This is a genomic window from Kitasatospora griseola, from assembly GCF_044999035.1.
Lineage (GTDB): Bacteria > Actinomycetota > Actinomycetes > Streptomycetales > Streptomycetaceae > Kitasatospora > Kitasatospora griseola.
The window spans coordinates 2,179,837-2,197,496 of the sequence record NZ_CP173360.1 but is presented as its reverse complement, the minus strand read 5'-3'; the positions used below and the strand labels follow the sequence as shown (position 1 = coordinate 2,197,496).

The window sequence follows — 17,660 nt, the reverse complement described above, 5'->3', positions numbered from 1 at the left end:
ACGTCCAGGTCGCCACTTCCCCCGCTCCATCGCGCCCGCCGCAGTGACGATCCGGCCGCGCACCACATGAACCCGCCTACCTGGAGCAGTAGTTGACCACGGTCAATCCCCACTGGGCCAAGCGCGCCCGCGAACGACCCTGGCAGCAGGTCCGCATCACCCCAGCCCTGTACGCCGGCCTCACCCGGGACACCGAGCGCGCGATCCGGCCGCTCACCGACGCGGGAGCCGTACGCCTCGACGACGGCCGCGGCAACCAGCTGATCATCTCCACCGACGGCCGAATCCGGCTCGGGCTTGAGCCGGAAGGCGGCGACGTGAAGTGGAAGGTCGCCGTCCATGAACGCCCCTTCCTCCCACCGCTGTGGACCGTCAGCCTCTCCGATAACACGCCGGTCGAGGTTGTCGAGGCCATCACCACCGAGCTGGCCGACCGGCTGCGTACCGGCCGGCGGCTCACCGGGGGCGCCGCCGACGACGAGTGGCGCCCCCCCTCCAGGCCCACGGGTGGACCCTCATCTGGGACACCGCGGCGGGCACCGAGACGGCGTTCGCCGAGCACAGCCCGCAGGACAGGATCGTCCTCAACACTCAGGCGGTTCTCGACCCGGAGGAGTGGGAGGAGGCCGGGCAGGACGGATTCTGGAGCGTCGACATCGCCGGCGACTTCGACGGCTGATCCGCAGCCAGCATCTGCACGCCGGACCAGATCCTGCACACCATGGTCAGCGCGATGCTCGCCCCCGCCATCCGCGACATCGGAGACCTCGGCGACCTGGCCGTCGGCGCGGCGGTCGTCGGCGCCGCCGAACTGACGGAGATCCCCTCCAGCCCGACGCCGCTGGACACCCACCGCGCCCGAGCCGCCCGCACGACCTCCCCGACCCGCGCCGCTGCCGACTCCACCCAGATCGCCTTCTCGGCGTCCGAGTCCGGGCCGAGGCCGCGCTTTCGCTGAACACCGGGGTGCGGCTGCGAGGCGGCCGCCCCGCGGCCCGTCGCCGATCCCGAACCAGCAGCCCGCTTCGCCACCGTCACCCACGGCCCCAGCCGCTGACAGCCCCCGAGGAACCGCCATCCCCGAAACCACGATCGACATCACCCCTGCTTACCTCGCCGGGGCCAGCCACATCAACCGGGTCTTCGACCGCCTCGTCCAGCAGGGCTGGGGCCGCAGTACCGACGACGACCTGGGCCAGGAGTTCGCCTGGAGCCCGAACCACCGCTTCCGCATCGCGGACGGCCAGCTCGACCCCGGCGCCGCTTGGCGGATCACGGCCGCCCCGGAACCCCTCGGCACACCGGCCTGGATGGCCGGCTTCTCGACCGAGACGCCGCCCGAGATCATCATGGCCGTCACCGACGTACTCGCCCGCACCGGGGCCACCATCGACTGGACCGGCGAGTCGCACCCCGCCCTCCAGCAGCCGACCGACCGGCGGACCCTGATCCGCACCCTCACCGACGCTGGCTGGCGCAGCACCTACCGCGGCGGCATGCTCGACCTCGAAGCTCCCGACGAACTCGCCCGAGTACAGGTCCGCCTGGACCCGCCCGGCGATCCGGACGACCTCATGGCCCACCCCCACCTGTACGTGGAGATCGGTCCGCGGGGCTCTGGCGGCTACCCGCCCTACTGGCAGGCCATGGTCACCACCAACGCCCCCGCGGTCGTCGTCGACGCACTCACCCGGGCCCTCACCAACCCCACCCCCCTGCAGCGCGACCGGGACTGGATGGACGAGGAACTCCTGGCCCACCTCGGTCACCGGACGGAGGCCAGCCCAGCCGCCGCCAGCCCGTACACCGAGACGGACCTGCGGGAAGCGGCGGCCGAGCTGTGCGAGGCGGCCCTGGAGGAGGTCGAACACCTCGACTTCGTACCCGAGTGGTACATCGTGGACCGGGTCATCCCCAGCAGCCGGAGCCGCACCCCGACGACCTGGGGCCAACTTCCCTCGGAGCAGAGGGCCCTGGCGCACCTGCTGGTGGAAGACATGGTCATCGCGGCGGCAGCGAGTGCGCCGGCGCTCCTCGACCTGGACCTGGGCGCCAACCTCGACCTGCGGACCGCAAGCCGGAAGCCGACACCTCCCCTCACCACGGTACTGAGTGAAGTCCCCTTCAACATCAGCGACCTGGAGGACGCGGCAGCCTACGCCGCTACGGCGCAGATCAACGGGGTGGACCTCAGCGGGATCGCCGAAGCGCTGCACGGCCGGCCGGTCGGCGACGGCACCACGTGGACCTGGGGATCGCTGCCGACCGCCCAGCACGCGCAGGCGCTCCATGCGATCGACCGTCTGCTGACCGGGGCCGCCGCGCGCACCCCGGAGCTCTTCGCCCCGGACTTCAGGCCCGCGCCGCTGGCCATCGTCGCCCCGGTCTACCTCGCCGGCCCCGGCCACGACCGCATTGTTGCGGCCAAAGCCTTGACCGGCCGGGGCTGGACCACCGAGAAGCAGGGCCCCACCACGGTGTACACCAGCCCGTGCCGACGGCTGCGCGCCCAGTCGACCACCGACGACACGGGGACGAGCTGGACCGCGTCCTCCAACTACCTGCTGAGCGGCGAGGAGATCTGGCGGGTCACCGCAGACCCCCGCACCCCGCCGGAGATCGTGACCGCCCTGCACACCACGCTCGCAGCCAACCCGAGCGAGCTGATCCGGACCGCCGGGAACGCCGAGGACGGTCTCGTGCCGATCATCTCCGCCGGCTGGCACGACAACAGCACCCGCGAACACCTGATCTGGGACGCACCGGACGGCGAGATGGCCAGCGTCTACCGCTTCACCGCCCCCGCCGGGCAGATGTTCGTCGGGGAGAGCCGCGCCTGGCAGATCAGCGGCGGCAGCGAAGCCGAGGGCTGGACCATCGAGATGTCGGAGAACATCCCGGCCCCGCTCCTGGAAGCCGTCACCGCCGCGATGGCCGACCCGGCGCCGGTGGCCCGCCTCGGCCGTGACCTCACATCCGAGCACCTGCTGTGCCTCGACGTCCGCCCCCTCATCCCCAAGGCCCCGCCCGGTCCGTCCGCGCGGTCGCTGGCCGCTCGCACCCGCGTCGTTCTCTCACAGCTGGCACCGGCCGCCAGCCGCTCGACTGCCGCCTCCAATCCCCCCGACCAGCCCCGGCAGCCGGCCCGCTGACCACCGCGAGCGGCACCTGCGCCCGAACCCACGACCGATGCGGCGCGCCTTCGAGCCCCATTCGGCCGCCACCCGCCGAACCTGCTGAACCCGCCACCGCCACCACGGAACAGACTCGACAAGGGACACGGCCGGACCACCACCGCCACCGCTCTCGACACCATCGAACGGATCGCCCGCGCTGCCGCCTACCCGCCCACCCAACGGATCATGATCCGCGGACTGCTCGACACCCCCGGCTCGTACGCAGCCCTGGCCGCCGCCGTCCACCGCGACGACCTTCGCCCGACGGCACTCGCCGCCGTCCGCACCCTCATCGAACAGGACATCGACGCGGGCCGACCCTGGCCCTCCGAAGCCGCTCGCTGGCTCAGCCGCGCCAACGCGGACTGGCAGACCAGCGCGGCGCTGGCCAACCGCTCCGGTCTCTAGCGGAACAACTGTTGTTGGTGTTGCTCGGGGCCTAGCGTCACGGGTGTGAGAGCCACCTACATGCCTGGTCAGTGGATTGTCTTCCGGTACGACCTGGCGTCCGTCGCGGTCAGTCCATCGGTGACCCTCGCGGACCGTCATCGCGAACTGTTGAACGCGGTGGGGGTGCGCGGCCCGAAGGATCGGCAGCCGTTCCTGCTGTCGCCGACGGGGTTGCCGGACCGGCGGATCAACGCCTTCTTCGAGTCGCGCCGGGTCCGAAGGCGGTCGCCCCTGACATGGGACAAGTACGCGCAGTCGTTGCGGTTGTGGCTGAACTTCCTGAACGCGACCGGTGGCCGGTGGGACGACGCAACGGACGAGGACGCGGAGTTCTTCAAGGAGTGGCGGCTGACGGAGGAACTGAATCCCCGGCGCGTCAAGCCGCCGACCTTCCGAGCCAACGTGACCTCGCTGCGGGTCTTCTATCGCTGGGCGGCGGCCGAGTTCGGCATTCCGGACCCCGTGGCCGGCTTCGACGACTTCGACCTCCAGCCCAGAGGTGCCCGCGATCGGGACATCAAGTGGCTCGACCCGGCGGGCTACGCACGCTGGCGCGACGTGGGCCTGCGCGGCAAGGACCTGGACGGCCGGACGAGTCGGGGATGGAGGGGGCGGAACGAGCAACGCGACGCGGCCTTCGCCGACGGCCTCTACTCGACAGGGCTGCGGCTGACCGAATGGGGCAGCGTCCTGCTGCCCGAACTCCCGACCGACGAGGGGGTTCGCGGCTTCTCCACCTGTCGGCTTGCCTCGGCGAGCGCGAAGGGTCGGTGGGGCCACAAGTACTGGATCGCCCGGCTGCCGCTGCTCAGGGTCCTGGACTACGTGGAGGGCGCTCGCGCCCGGGCTGTGCGCAACGCCCAGGCCGCCGGCCGCTACGAGCGCCAGCCGAGCGTCCGCAAGGTCGTCCGGGTCGAGAGCGGGCGGCTGCGGCTGGTCGGCGCCGACGGGCGCGAATCCGTCGTCGCGATGGACGATCTGAAGCCGCAGGAACGCCGCCGGCTGTTCAGGTCGACGCCCCAGGGCCTGGAGCCGCTCGCACTCTGGCTGAACGAGGACGGCCTGCCCCGGCACCCCCACGGCTGGCACCACACGTTCGCGCAGGCCAACGCCCGCATCAGCACCATGAACCTGCCGGGCCTGTCCTGCACGCCCCACATGCTGCGGCACAGCTGCGCGCTGAGGTGGTACGCGGTCGGGCGGCTGGTCTACTCGCAGCAGTTCGCGCACCTGGACCAGGAGGAGGCCAAGGACTTCCGCGAGCAGTTCGGGGGCACCTGGCAGCTGGTGGCGACGATCCTCGGCCATGCCAGTCCGGAAACGACCAAAAAGTTCTATCTTGAGCCGTTCGTCTCGCTGGATGTCGAGTTCCTGCTGCAGCAGATCCACGGGATCGCCCTGGACGGCTTCCTGGCCACGTTCCTGGCCGGCCATCCGCTGGTCATCAACGACCCGCTGGCAGGTCGGCGATGAGCGCGGCGGGCGGCGGGCGCCCCGGAGCGCTGCCGCCAGCGGGCTACCGGCCGCGGCGACGGGCCGAGGAGGAGACGCCCCTGCAGGTCCTGTTCATCCCGGAGGACACCGAGGAGCCCGCCCAGGTCTTCGACTTCGCGCGGCTGACCGTCTCGCCGGAGCTCCAACTGGCTTTCGCGAACGGCTTCGTCCAACGCACCAGGGCGGGCGGGCGGTTGCGCAGGCTCAGCTCGGCCGAGAAGTCCTACCGGTTCTTCCGGAGCTTCGCCACCTACCTGGGCGCGCTGAACATGCCGCCGACGAGGCCGCAGGACCTGCTACTGGTACACCTGGACGGCTGGCGTCTGGAGCGGCAGAACTACACCTCCCTGTGGCACCAGGTGGGCGAGATGATCAGCAACCTCCGGGCCGTTCCCGGGCTGGGGCCGGAGTTCCGCACCGCCCTGAACCAACGCCAGCCCAAGCACGCCAACCGCCGCCGGGAGCGGGCGAACCCCTCCTACAGCCGAGCCGAGATGCAGCGGATCCTGAACGCGGCCCGCCACGACGTACGGCAGGCCGCCACCCGCATCCGCGCCGGCCAGGCCCTGGCGGAATGGTGGCGGACGGGAGACCTGGACGGCGAACCTCCCCAGCAGCGGCGGCGGGGCCGCCTCGCCGCCTTCGTGGAGGAGCACGCCGACGTCCCCCGCACACCGCGCGGCGCCCCCCAGTGGTGGGTGAGGCAGCTGGGGACGGTCGCCGAGCACATGGAGGCCGTGCACCTGTCCGCGCTGGAGATCGCCGCGTTCGTGATCCTGCTGGTCGCGATGACCGGGGAGAACGAGAGCACGATCACCAAAGCCCCGGCGGGACACCACCGCCCGGACGGGCACGCCGGCGGCATCGCCTCGGCAGTCGTCGAGCTGGACAAGCCCCGGCGGGGCAGCCGGCGCCACATGGACCGGCCGCTGGTCGACCTGCCGAAGTGGGCCGGGAGCGAGACGGAATCCGCCGGGCCGGGGCCGGACCAGCGTGAGAGGCTCAGCACTCCGTTCGGGGTGTTCATGCTCCTGCACGAACTCGCCGAAGGTCCCCGCCGCCTGTTGGGAAGCGACCGGCTGCTGGTCTGGTGGGCCCGCAGCGGCGGCGGGGGCATGGGCCCCGGCCTGCGCACCGGAGCGGACGGCAACCTCATCCGGTCCTGGTCCCAGGCCAGGCGGATCCCCGCGGACCCGGCGCCGGGCACCGGGCCGGACGCCCAATCTGCCCACCTCGACGTGACGTTGGGACGGCTGCGGCTGACCTACAACGAGTTGAACCAGGAGCCCGTCGCCCACACCGAGACGACCCTCGTCAACGACTACCTCGTACGCAACCGCGGGAACCTGGCCGAGTACCAGCGCGTCGTCGCCGGTGCCCTGGCCCGAGAGGTCGCCAAGGCCAGGAGCCACGCCGCCCTACAGGTCCTCACCGCCGATGAGGTCGCCGAGGCGGCCAAACACCCGGCCCGGGTCGCCGCCCGCCACGGCATGGACGCCGCGACGCTCCGGCGCCTGCTCGCCGCGGAGCTCGACACCGTGATGACCGGGTGCGTCGACCACGACAACAGCCCGCACGCACCGGCCGGACAGCCCTGCCGGGCCTCGTTCATGCTCTGCCTGTCGTGTCCGTGCGCCCGGGCGGCACCGCACCACCTGCCCCTGCAGATCCTGGTCCGGGACGAACTGGCGAACCGCAGGACCAGTACAACACCGCTTCGGTGGGCCGAGCGGTTCGCCCTGCCCCACACCCAGCTGGACGACCTCCTGGACCGCGCCGACCCGCACGCCGTCGCCGAGGCCCGCGAGGCCATCACCCCCGAGCACCGTCGCCTCGCCGAACGCTTCCTCGCCCGAGAACTGGACCTGCCGTGACCCTGCCGACCGCCCCCCAGGAGTTCCCCGACACCGCCCTGCCCGGCCCCGACACCCCGGTCCTCCTGCGCCGCCGGCTTAACCCCAAGGCCGGCCGCGCCGTCGCGTCCGTGTTCCGCGACGAACGCTGGGACCTCACTCCCGGACTGTTCGAGGGCCACATCCCGACCACCACGCTCAACTTCGCAGCCATCCCCGAGCCGTTCCGCACCCAGGTCAAGCACTACGTCTGGCAGATGATCAACCACGACATGCCCAAGCCGATGCGGCACACCCCCGCCGACCGACCGGCCCTGCGGACAATCTCCGTGGGATTCAGCAAGCTCAACGCCTTCATCCTCTGGCTGGAAACCCGCGGCCTGACCTCGCTCGGCCAGGTGACCCACGACGACCTTGAGGCGTATCTCGACACCGTGGACGACATGGAGAAGCCGATCGGCGCCAAGGGCGACCTGCTGCTGGAGGTCCGCCGCCTGTGGACCTACCAGGAGCGCGTCCCCGAGGAAGCCCGCCTGCCGGAGGAAGCGCCCTGGAACGGCGACTACCCCTTCGACCTGCTCGGCGCCTCCCGCACGAACGGCGAGAACAAGACCCCGCGGATCCATCCCGACACCATGGAGCCGCTGCTGCTCTGGGCCCTGCGGTTCGTCGGCGACTTCGCCGACGACATCATCACCGCCCACCGCGCCTACCTGGCGCTCTCCCACCAGGGCAGCAACGACCGGGCACGACGCGCCCGCCACGGCAGCACCGCGCCCACTGCGCCCAACCAGCCGCGCCAGCTGGCGCCGCTCCTGGCCGCCTACCTCGACGACCTGCGCCGCACCGGCAAGGCACTGCCGGGCCGGATCGGCGCGGACGGGACGCTGGAACCGTGCTGGCCCCACCTGGTGCGGATCCTCGACACCTCGGAGTCCGCATTCCGCGAGCACCGCCAGCGCGGCGCGCTCCTGCGCGCGATGGTGACAGGCTCCGGCATCGCCGTCGACGACGCCGCCTACCTCGACACCCCGGTCACCGGCAAGGTCCACGGCAAGCCCTGGCACGGCCGCATCACCTACGAACAGGCCCCGAAGCTGGCCCGCCTCCTGAGAACAGCCGCGACGATCACGGTCGCCTACCTCTCCGGAATGAGACCAGGGGAAGTCCTCAACCTGGAGCGCGGCTGCAGCGCCTACGACGAGGCCACCGGCGTCTGGACCCTGACCGGGCGCCACTTCAAAGGGGTGAAGGACAGCAACGGCAACAAGATCCCCGAGGGCGAGGAGCGCAAGGACCCGTGGACGGTCATCGACGTCGTCGCCCGCGCCGTCGACACCGCCGAGCGGCTCCACGACCACCAACTGCTCTTCCCTGTCCACCTCGACCCGGCCAACCCCATCGGCGCCCTCAGCGACCGGCCCGGCGAGGCCCGCACCAGCCGCGAAGCGCCCCGCGACATCGCCGCCTTCATCACCTGGGTCAACGACTTCTGCCAGGCCACCGGCCTGAGCGAGGCGATCCCGCCCGACCCGCACGGGGCCATCTCCCCCGCGAGGTTCCGCAGGACCCTCGCCTGGCACATCGTCCGCCGGCCCCGCGGCCTGGTCGCCGCCGCAATCCAGTACGCGCACGTCTACACCCAGGTCACCCTCGGCTACTCGGGCACCTACGAGTCCGGCTTCCCCGACGAGCACGCCTTCGAGGAGTGGCTCGCCCGCCTCGACCAGCTCGCCGAGGACGAGCGCCTGCTGGACGCCCGCGAACACGTCAGCGGCCCCGCGGCAGACCGCTACCGGTACCGGGTCCGGGCGGGCAACGCGAAGTTCGCCGGCCGCGTCCTGACCAACCCCAAGCAGGCACGAGACCTGGTCGCCAACCCGCTGCTGCAGATCTACCCCGGACGGGCCATGACCTGCGTCCACGACGCGGCGAAGGCCCTGTGCCGGGTCTTCACCGCCCAGGGCAGCACCCGCCAGACACCCGACCAGGACGATTGTCGGCCCTCCTGCCAGAACATCGCCTACACCGACCGCGACATCGCCGAGCGCGAGAAGCGGGCCGAGGAACTGCGGCACCTGGTCGCCGACGTCCTCGCCCCTTCCCCCCGCCACCAGCGTGAACGCGCCGAACTCCAAGCCCTCCAGACCATCATCGACACCCATAACCGCGGACGAGGAGCCCGATGAACGCCGCCAGCACCGCGTGGCCCAAGCCCGAAACCGCTCCCGAACGGATCGCCATCCTCACCGCGGCCGACCGCCTCCTCGCCGGCACACCCGAGCACTCCACCGGCCGGCTCTCGGTCGTCCAGCTCGCCGTCGAGGCCCAGGTCAAATATTGGATCGTGGCCCAGAAGCACACCGACCTGCGCGACCACTTCCAGATGCTGGCCGCCGAGGCCAAGCGGCAGTTCAAAGGCATCAACGAGCCCAACGAGTCCGGCACCGAGGCCCCCGACGAACTCGACAGGCTCCGGGCCCACTGCGCGGGGCTCGAAGAACTCGCCACCACCTACAGCCTGCTGATCAACGAGCTCAGCATCGAAAACGAAGCCCTCCGCGCACAGCTCATCGCCCGGGCGGACCCGGTGGTGACTTCCATCAACCGACGCCGCGCCCCCGCGGGTCAGATGCCGAGGTAGGGGCCGATGGTTGCCGCCGTGGTCGCGCACCGCAGGTAGTTGTCGGCGTGATGGAAACGGTAGTGCGCACTGATGGTGGAGGTGAGGTCCAGGGCGATCCCGTCGAAGAACCTGTCAAGCTTGGGCGGGACGGCGACGGGGTCACCGGGGTCGGCGATGTTCACCCAGCGTGTCCCACCGGGCAAGCCTACGCCCCGCAGCTGCGGGCTGTCGGCAGGACGCGGCGCGGGGACGAGGCGCTCGAAGACCACACGGGGCAGCGCCAGCGGCGAACCCAGCGTGAGGAAAAGCTCGGGCCGCAGCTCCGGGTGGGCGTGCAGGGCCTCGTAGGCGACTACCGAACCCAACGAGTGCGCAACGACGACACGCGGCCGATGCCGGGCGATCCGCGCCGCGACCTCCTCACGCGCCGCGATGCGCTCCGGAGCGTCCGCAGAACGCAGGTACGCGGCAACCTCACCGCACAGCAGCCGAATGAAGACCCCCAGCGGCCCCTCCGCCAGGTCGAACCTGCGCGCCATCCACGACGCGAACCCCCGCAACGGCACGGCGGCATGCCCCTGCGCCACCTCCTCAGGCAGCCCCAACTCCCGCGCCCACACGTCGAGAATCTCCTGCGCCAACGGGTCGTCCAGGAAATCGCCGTCCTGCTCCCCCTGGGCCGCCGGCCCAGGGCGGAGCCGGTCCGCATAGTAGGCGAAGTCGATATCGAGCCGCTCCGGGGAGATGGCGAGGGCGGCTGCCAGGTCCCGCGCCCAGGCGGCAGCCTTCAGTGCGCGGAGCTCCTCCTTGCGGGCGTCGGGGATTCCGGTGCCGAAGCTGTTGTAGATCCCGTGTACGGCGACGACCCGCAGCGGCGAAGTAGTCTCACTGGTCAACGGAGCCTCCTGATGAGGGGTTCAAGACTGAGGGCGGCCACTTCATGGCCGAAGCCGACCACCACGATGCCATCCGGAGTGAGGGTCACGGCTTCTACTGCATCCGGGAAGTGAAATGCGGTGGAGCAGGCGCCGATGGTCAGGTCCCACAGTCGCACCGACCCGTCGAAGCTGCCGGTGGTGATGGCGTGCGGGCGGCCCTCCAACACCGTCACCGCCACCGCGTCCACCCCGCCGGTGTGGCCGGTGAACTCGCGGACCTGGGCACCGGTGGTCAGGTCCCACACCCGCACCGGCCCGTCGAAGCTGCCGGTGGTGATGGCGTGCGGGCGGCCCTCCAACACCGTCACCGCCACCGCGTCCACCCCGCCGGTGTGGCCGGTGAACTCGCGGACCTGGGCACCGGTGGTCAGGTCCCACACCCGCACCGACCTGTCGAAGCTGCCGGTGATGGCGTGCGGTCGGCCCTCCAACACCGTCACCGCCACCGCGGCCACCCCGCCGGTGTGGCCGGTGAACTCGCGGACCTGGGCACCGGTGGTCAGGTCCCACAGTCGCACCGGCCCGTCGAAGCTGCCGGTGGTGATGGCGTGCGGGCGGCCCTCCAACACCGTCACCGCCACCGCGCGCACCCCGCCGGTGTGGCCGGTGAACTCGCGGACCTGGGCACCGGTGGTCAGGTCCCACACCCGCACCGGCCCGTCGAAGCTGCCGGTGGTGATGGCGTGCGGGCGGCCCTCCAACACCGTCACCGCCACCGCGCGCACCCCGCCGGTGTGGCCGGTGAACTCGCGGACCTGGGCACCGGTGGTCAGGTCCCACACCCGCACCGACCCGTCGAAGCTGCCGGTGATGGCGTGCGGTCGGCCCTCCAACACCGTCACCGCCACCGCAACCACTTCGCCGGTGTGGCCGGTGAGTTCGCGGACCTGGGCACCGGTGGTCAGGTCCCACACCCGCACCGACCCGTCGAAGCTGCCGGTGATGGCGTGCGGTCGGCCCTCCAACACCGTCACCGCCACCGCAACCACTTCGCCGGTGTGGCCGGACAGGGTCCGAACCAGGGATGGTGAGACCTGGCTGCCCGTTGCCCATCGCACCATCCAGTCGGCGTCGCCGGGCAGCTCTTCCTGAAGCGGTGTGTTGCGGAAGCGCGCCGCGTCCAATGCGAGGAGCTGGCGGCGTGCCGCGGGTGGCAGCGTGTGGTGGATGCCCCAGGAGGCGCGGTAGACGGCGGCATTGAGCCTGGCCCGGTCGGAGCGGGCGTAGGACAGGGCGTTGGCGAGGGTGTGAGGATCGGCATGCTGGAGGTAGGAACCGTCGTCGAGGAGTTCGTCCAGGCGCCCGGCGTCGACCGCGTGCTGGGCGGCGTGCCGCAGCAAATAACCGGCTGCGTGCTGCCACAACATGCCGCCGGCCGAATCCCGGGGGACGCAGTCCAAGAGCCGTTCAAACAGGCGCTCCGCCGAATCAGGCGTGGAGCACATGGTCGTCGGGGCGCCCTCGCCGGAGGGTGAGCTCTTGGGCTGGCGGAGCCAGTCGGCGAGGCCTTCGTGGAAGAGCCGGTAGAGGGTGGTTCCGTCGGTGTCGATGTCGCGGCGCAGGTAGAAGCGTGCTTCCCCGTCCAGGAGGGCGTACAGGTCTCGCTGAGACAGGGGAGGGTCACCGTTGACGATGAACGCGGCGGCTGCATGGACCAGGACGCTTTCGGGCATACCTCGGCCCTGGGCGGAGGCGAGGGCCGTGAGCACCGGACGCAGGTGAACCCGGTCGGAGTGGCGCTGCAGGTCGAGTTCGAGGAGGTCTGGCAGGTTGCGGGGCACGGCCCGGCCCAGTCGGGCGGCGTCCTCGACGGTGGCGGCGGGCGGGGTGGCCAGGAGATGGTGGACGTAGAGTCCCGCGGTGAGGAACTCCCCCCACTCCATGGCTTCGCTGTTGCGGCCTTCGTGGCCGGTCGGACTGTGTGCAGTGAGGGTTTCGGCGATCGTTTCGGCCAGGGTGTCCCGGACGGTCCGAAGACCTGCGCGGGTGTAGGGGCCGTCGGCGGTCAGGAGCCGTTTGGCGTAGGCGGCCACATCCCGGCGGACCTCGCTCGGTGCGACGGTGCTGAGGTCCGTGCACGCTCCGGCATCCCTTGCCAGGCCGAGGAGTTGGTCGAACCGTGCCTCCGCTCGGGTGCCGACCAGCAGCCGCAGCCGGCCGGCTGCCGTCTGCGCGTGTAGGGCAAGCGGGAGCAGCAGAGCGGTGGTTATGTCTTGAGGTCTCAGGGCTTCGTCGAGGGCGTCGATGACGATGGTGACCGGCTGGCTGCCGGGGGGCAGCAGGTTCAGCAGGTGCTGTGCCGGGTTTCCGGTCGTGTCCTGGGTTTCTTCGCCGGGTGGGGTGGTGATGTGGCGGAGTTGGCGGGCCAGCGAGGCGGTGATGTCGTCGAGCCCGAGGCGTCGTGCGTGGACGGCTGCGATCCGGCTGTTCTCGCCCGGTACGTGGTCGTCGAGCCCCGCCCACAGAGCGCGGGTGTGGCGGCGCAGTGCTGGGTGGGCTGCGCACAGGAGGATGCCGAGGAGTGCGGATTTGCCGGCCCCGGCTTTGCCGGTGACCACGCGCAGTCCTGGGGTGGCGGTGTCATCGTCGAGCCATGCGGTGAGGGTGTCGAGTTGTGCTGTGCGGCCGCTGAAGTATCCCTCGGCCCAGTCGCGGTCCACGGGTTCGGCGCCGCCGGCGCGGCGCATGAAGTGCAACGGGTCGGCGGCCCAGTCAGTCAGGCGGGCGATTTCCGGGGGTAGGTCCAGTACCGGAGTGGTGTCGTGGGCGTTGTAGGAGGGGTTGGGGAAGAACGGCAGGTGGGAGATGTCGGCGTGGCCAGGGACGAGGCTGGTCAGGATCGACTGCGGTAATCCGTTGGCTTGTTGAGCCAGTTCATTGACGGTGCGGTCAATGTCCCGCCAGACCGTGGCGGGCGGGATATACCGCAAGGAGGGATCGAAGCGAACCTCCAGGTCGCGGTACTTCTCCAGCACCTGAACCAGGGCCCGGCTCAGCCGGTACCCGAACGCCTGCTTGTTCGGTCCTGTCGCGGCCAGCACCCAAGCTCGACGTTTGTCCACGTCCATCCGCGAGTGCCAGGCGGTCACCGCGGCCTGTCCGGCGTAGCAGACGTCCAGGACAAACAGGGTCATCGGCCGGTGCCGCCCGGGGTGGTCTTCGATCAGGTCGATCCACCCACCCACCGGCCGGCCCAGGCGATCCCCGTCGCTGCCCAGGATGTACAGCTTCTCGCTACTGCCCCCGGCCAGCTCTCCGTGCCCGACGATGTGCACGATCAGCACATCGGCGTCCTCGGCCTCGACCGCAGCCTCCACCAGCTTCCCGTAGTCGGCCCGTCCCTCTGGTACCGCTGTCGGGCACCGCTTCGTGTACCGGAACTCCTCCAGGATCTTTGCGACCCTGTCGGCATGGACGGGGGCTTCCTCCAGGATGTCCAGGCCGAAACGCGGCGAGTCACCATCCTCAGTACGCGCCAGCGCGATCCCCAGCGACAGCACCACGTGCCGCGATTCGCCTACGCCCTCCGGCTGCTCCACCCCCGACGCCACCACTATCCGCCCTGACTCCTTGTCAACTCGATCAGCAGCAGGTCCGACGATAGAGACTCCACGCCCCAGCGGTGGCCAGATCATCGAGATCGGGAAACGGACTGTCTCCTCGCACCTGCTGATCGCCACCATGGGCGTGCGCATGCCGAGATGACAGACATCCCACGAGCCGAACATGCACCGACACCGGAGGAGCCACTGCCATATCTCGGCTCCGCCGCATGCATCTCAACAGTTTCAGACCAGAGACAGTTACCTCACCTGGTACGCCCGCGGTCGCCGCAACAGCGCCCTCGCCCATCTCGCCGGCACCGACCACCTCACCCAGCCCGGCACCGACCGCACCCACGCCCAAGCGCTCCGGCACATCCACCTCGCTGCCCTCCGCTTCGACTTCCGGTGCCGCAGCGTCCAACAGCTGCTCGAACAGGTTCCGGGGAGCGAGCGAGCCCGCTGGGATCCGTACACCCGAGCCCTCTCGGCGTTCGCCCTCCTCGGAAGCTCCGCCACCGGTGCCTTCGAAGCCCTGGACCGCAGCCTCGCCGAGGCCGGCGACAACCCCCAGGTCTGCCACGCCCTGCTCCACGGCCTCTGGCTCGGAGACGGACTGCCCGACCAGGCCGAGCGGATCCTCGAGCTCGCCGCCTGGCCCACTTTCGACGACACCGACCCGATCATGCTCTTCCGCACCGCCACCGCCTGGCGGAGCCTCGGGCGCCGATCCGAAGCCCTCGACGCGATCGACAGCGCCATCGAAGCCCTCGACCCGGACCAGCCCGACGTCCACGCCGACATGGTCCGTGAACGCGCTCTGATCACCGCGCTGGCCCGAGAACCGCAGCACCACCGAGGACACTGACCCGGCTCGACTCCCGGTGGCGCCGGGAAGCGCCACCCCCTGACACAGAGGACCAATACATCGAACGGCCGAACCCCCAGGACCATCAGCCCGCAGCCCCTCACCCGAGCCTTGCCGGAGGGGAGGAAGCCCGGACCTACCAGCGCGACCTGAGCCGCTGGGCCGCCCGCCGCGCTCACCTCCAGCAGGCCATCAACTCGGCCTCCGCCCCGCGGGCAAGCGAACCGACCGCCACCGCACCACCCCCGGCTTCTCGGCCCCGCCGGCGGTAACCGCCTCGCTGGCCAACCCGGCACCGCTGAAGGTCACGGTCCGCCCCGTGGACCCGGCCTTTGAACGAGCGGGCCGACCAACGGCGATGGGCCGCACCCCTTCGGGCGAATTCCAGGGGTCGTAGCAACACGATGATCAACTGGCTGTTGCCAGGAGCTTGGCGAAGCGCTCGGCTGGGGTCTCCCAGCCGAGCGTTTTGCGTGGGCGGCTGTTGAGTTCGGCGACGACGGTGTCCAGGTCCTCGCGTGTGTAGCGGGACAGGTCCGTGCCCTTCGGGAAGTACTGCCGCAGCAGGCCGTTCGTGTTCTCGTTCGACCCGCGCTGCCATGGACTTCCCGGTTCGCAGAAGTAGACGTCCATCTCCGTGGCGGCGCTGAACTGGTGATGCAGGTGCATCTCGGAGCCCTGGTCCCAGGTCAGGGACCTTCTGAACTGATGCGGCAGCGTCGAGACGGCCTCTATGAGCGCGTCGCGGACCTGGGCGGGCTGGCGGCCGTCCGGGAGATGGACCAGGACAAGGAGCCGGCTGGAGCGTTCCACCAGCGTGCCGATGGCGGACTTGTGGGCCTTGCCGATGATGAGGTCGCCCTCCCAGTGGCCAGGGACGGCCCGGTCGTCGACCTCGGCGGGCCGCTCGCTGATCATCACCATGTTCTTGGCCATGCGCGGCTGACGCTTGGCGGACTGACGGTGCGGGCGGCGCATGGCGCGGCCTGTGCGGAGGGAACGGGACAGGTCGCGTCGGAGGTCCCCGCGCTTGCGGGAGTAGAGGGCCTGGTAGATCGTCTCGTGGGTCACGTGCATGTCCGGCCGGCCGGGGAACAGCTGCCGCAGGATGTGACTGATCTGCTCCGGACTCCAGCGGCGTTCGAGGCGGGCCTGGACGAACTCGCGCAGTTCGGGGTTCCGGCCGATCTTGCCGGCCTTGGGACGGGGCCTGCGGGCATCCGCCCGGGCCTGGGCGGCATGGGGCCGGTAGGCGAACCTGCCACCCGTCCAGTGGGAGCCGTTGCGGCGTATCTCCCGGCTGACGGTTGACGGGCTGCGGCCCAGTTCGGCGGCGATCTGGCGGATCGTGGCGTTCTCGCGCAGCCGGTCGGCGATGTGGAGGCGCTCGGACTCCCGCAGGTAGCGGGAAGGGCCGGCCGAGGACAGCTCCCGGTGTACCGGGGGTGCGGTCCTCGGCCAGCCCTTGTACGCGTTGCGCCCGTTGCGCCAGGTGATGCCGGTCCTCCGGTTGACGCCCACGATTCGGCACGCCTCGGAGTTGTTGAAGCCCTGCTGCATGAGCTGGAAGTATGCCGCCCGCTCAGCGGTCAGCTTCCTCCGACCCTGAGGGCCCCGGTCCTCCCGGATCTGATAGTCCATTGCATCCCCTGAGCTGGGATGTTGCAACGACCACTAGAACTTAAGTCGAAGGGGTGCGGCCCATCGCCGTTGACGAACTACGCGGCAGCCGCGTAGCTCGTGCGCAGCAACTCCATCGACCGATCGAGGTCCTCCACCGACCCGATCCGGACCTCCAGCTCGCCCGTCCCGAGGTGCCCGATTCTCCGGACGTCCCGGGTCCAGCCCGGGACCAGCTGGACCGTCGTCGGGTCGACCCGCAGGAAGACGACCAAAGCCTGAGCCTGTGCCAGCACCCGGACGCAGGCGAAGTTCCGCCGGCGGCGGTAGGCAACGTAGTGCTGCAGCGGCACCGCGTGGCCCTCGCCCAGGTCGAGCAGACGGGCGTCGAGCTCCTCGTACAGCCCGCGGATCTCGCCGCTGGCCTGCGCGAGGACGTCGGTGACCGTCCGACGGCTGGCCGCGACCGGGCGGGCAAGTTCCGTCCGCCCGGTCGAGAGGGCGCCGCACCCGCCGGCGACCGACGCCGCCAGCTCCAGCGTCACCAGGTCGTCCCCATAGCGCCGGTAGACCACCATGTCGATCCGGTGGTGGGACATTCCGGCCGCCGCCAGGTCGTACCGGGTGAAGTCCGCCGCGATGCACACCACCCGCGGGTTGCTCCAGTCCACCTGCTCGGCGACTGCGGCGCCGAGCCGCTGCTCGACGAGCGCCTCGAACTCGGCGCGGTTCTCCACCAGCCACGAGAGGTAGAACAGGCCCTGGGCGAGAACCGACTCGCTGCTCGTGCGCTTGTACTCGATCAGCACCGGGCTGCCGTCCTCGTCCAGACCGAGGCTGTCGATCCGGCCCCGGTGCACTGGACCGGTGGAGTACTCGCTCGCCAGGAAGCGGACGCCGCCCAGCATCTCCTCCATGTTCGCCTCGACGAGAGCCTGGAGGTGACGCTCCAGCTCCACGGTGTCGCCCTCGACACGACGAACATCCCCATCAGAAACGCGGAACACCTGCAGACCCGCCACGTACCCCCCAGCACACCATCCCCGGACCGCCCAGGGATGAGCCGGACAACATACATGCCGGAAGCAGGACA

At 70.7% G+C, this 17,660-nt stretch carries 13 protein-coding genes and 1 pseudogene; 10 read left to right on the top strand and 4 right to left on the bottom strand.

Going from position 1 to position 17,660, the window contains the following annotated elements; genetic code table 11:
* Positions 1-92 precede the first annotated feature (92 nt).
* The 9 genes and pseudogenes from ACI1MP_RS09930 to ACI1MP_RS09890 all read left to right on the top strand — a co-directional run.
* Positions 93-422 (top strand): annotated as a pseudogene (locus ACI1MP_RS09930) (DUF317 domain-containing protein); the annotation flags it as partial.
* A 59-nt stretch (positions 423-481) separates the two neighbouring features.
* Positions 482-679, top strand: coding sequence for a hypothetical protein (locus ACI1MP_RS09925; protein WP_404870888.1), 198 nt, complete (start codon positions 482-484; stop codon positions 677-679).
* Positions 680-721: 42 nt separating this feature from the next.
* Positions 722-958, top strand: a complete 237-nt coding sequence (locus tag ACI1MP_RS09920) for a hypothetical protein (protein ID WP_404870887.1) — start codon at positions 722-724, stop codon at positions 956-958.
* A complete protein-coding gene (locus ACI1MP_RS09915; RefSeq protein WP_404870790.1) occupies positions 894-3,152 on the top strand; it encodes a DUF317 domain-containing protein in 2,259 nt (752 codons plus the stop codon). Before ACI1MP_RS09920 ends, ACI1MP_RS09915 begins: the two co-directional genes overlap by 65 nt.
* Before the next feature lie 210 nt (positions 3,153-3,362).
* A complete protein-coding gene (locus ACI1MP_RS09910) occupies positions 3,363-3,584 on the top strand; it encodes a hypothetical protein (RefSeq protein WP_404868394.1) in 222 nt (73 codons plus the stop codon).
* Positions 3,585-3,629: 45 nt separating this feature from the next.
* Positions 3,630-5,099, top strand: coding sequence for a site-specific integrase (locus ACI1MP_RS09905; protein WP_404868393.1), 1,470 nt, complete (start codon positions 3,630-3,632; stop codon positions 5,097-5,099).
* Entirely contained in the window at positions 5,096-6,994 is a 1,899-nt protein-coding gene (locus tag ACI1MP_RS09900; protein ID WP_404868392.1) for a hypothetical protein, read from the top strand. Before ACI1MP_RS09905 ends, ACI1MP_RS09900 begins: the two co-directional genes overlap by 4 nt.
* Positions 6,991-9,162, top strand: a complete 2,172-nt coding sequence (locus ACI1MP_RS09895; RefSeq protein ID WP_404868391.1) for a hypothetical protein — start codon at positions 6,991-6,993, stop codon at positions 9,160-9,162. The genes ACI1MP_RS09900 and ACI1MP_RS09895 overlap by 4 nt, the downstream gene beginning before the upstream one ends.
* Positions 9,159-9,617, top strand: a complete 459-nt coding sequence (locus ACI1MP_RS09890; protein WP_404868390.1) for a hypothetical protein — start codon at positions 9,159-9,161, stop codon at positions 9,615-9,617. Before ACI1MP_RS09895 ends, ACI1MP_RS09890 begins: the two co-directional genes overlap by 4 nt.
* Here ACI1MP_RS09890 and ACI1MP_RS09885 read toward each other — a convergent pair.
* Entirely contained in the window at positions 9,602-10,495 is an 894-nt protein-coding gene (locus tag ACI1MP_RS09885) for a serine peptidase (protein ID WP_404868389.1), read from the bottom strand. The two genes, ACI1MP_RS09890 and ACI1MP_RS09885, sit on opposite strands and share 16 nt — an antisense overlap.
* Positions 10,492-14,076, bottom strand: a complete 3,585-nt coding sequence (locus ACI1MP_RS09880; RefSeq protein ID WP_404868388.1) for an AAA family ATPase — start codon at positions 14,074-14,076, stop codon at positions 10,492-10,494. The genes ACI1MP_RS09885 and ACI1MP_RS09880 overlap by 4 nt, the downstream gene beginning before the upstream one ends.
* A 187-nt stretch (positions 14,077-14,263) precedes the next feature.
* Between ACI1MP_RS09880 and ACI1MP_RS09875 the strand changes: the two genes are divergently transcribed.
* Positions 14,264-14,947 carry a hypothetical protein gene (locus ACI1MP_RS09875; protein WP_404868387.1) on the top strand — a complete coding sequence of 228 codons (684 nt, stop codon included), beginning with the start codon at positions 14,264-14,266 and terminating at the stop codon, positions 14,945-14,947.
* 408 nt (positions 14,948-15,355) lie between these two features.
* Here ACI1MP_RS09875 and ACI1MP_RS09870 read toward each other — a convergent pair whose 3' ends face one another.
* Both ACI1MP_RS09870 and ACI1MP_RS09865 read right to left on the bottom strand, forming a co-directional pair.
* Entirely contained in the window at positions 15,356-16,588 is a 1,233-nt protein-coding gene (locus ACI1MP_RS09870) for an IS30 family transposase (protein ID WP_404868386.1), read from the bottom strand.
* Between the two features lie 77 nt (positions 16,589-16,665).
* Entirely contained in the window at positions 16,666-17,526 is an 861-nt protein-coding gene (locus tag ACI1MP_RS09865) for a DUF5655 domain-containing protein (protein WP_404868385.1), read from the bottom strand.
* Between the last annotated feature and the right edge of the window lie 134 nt (positions 17,527-17,660).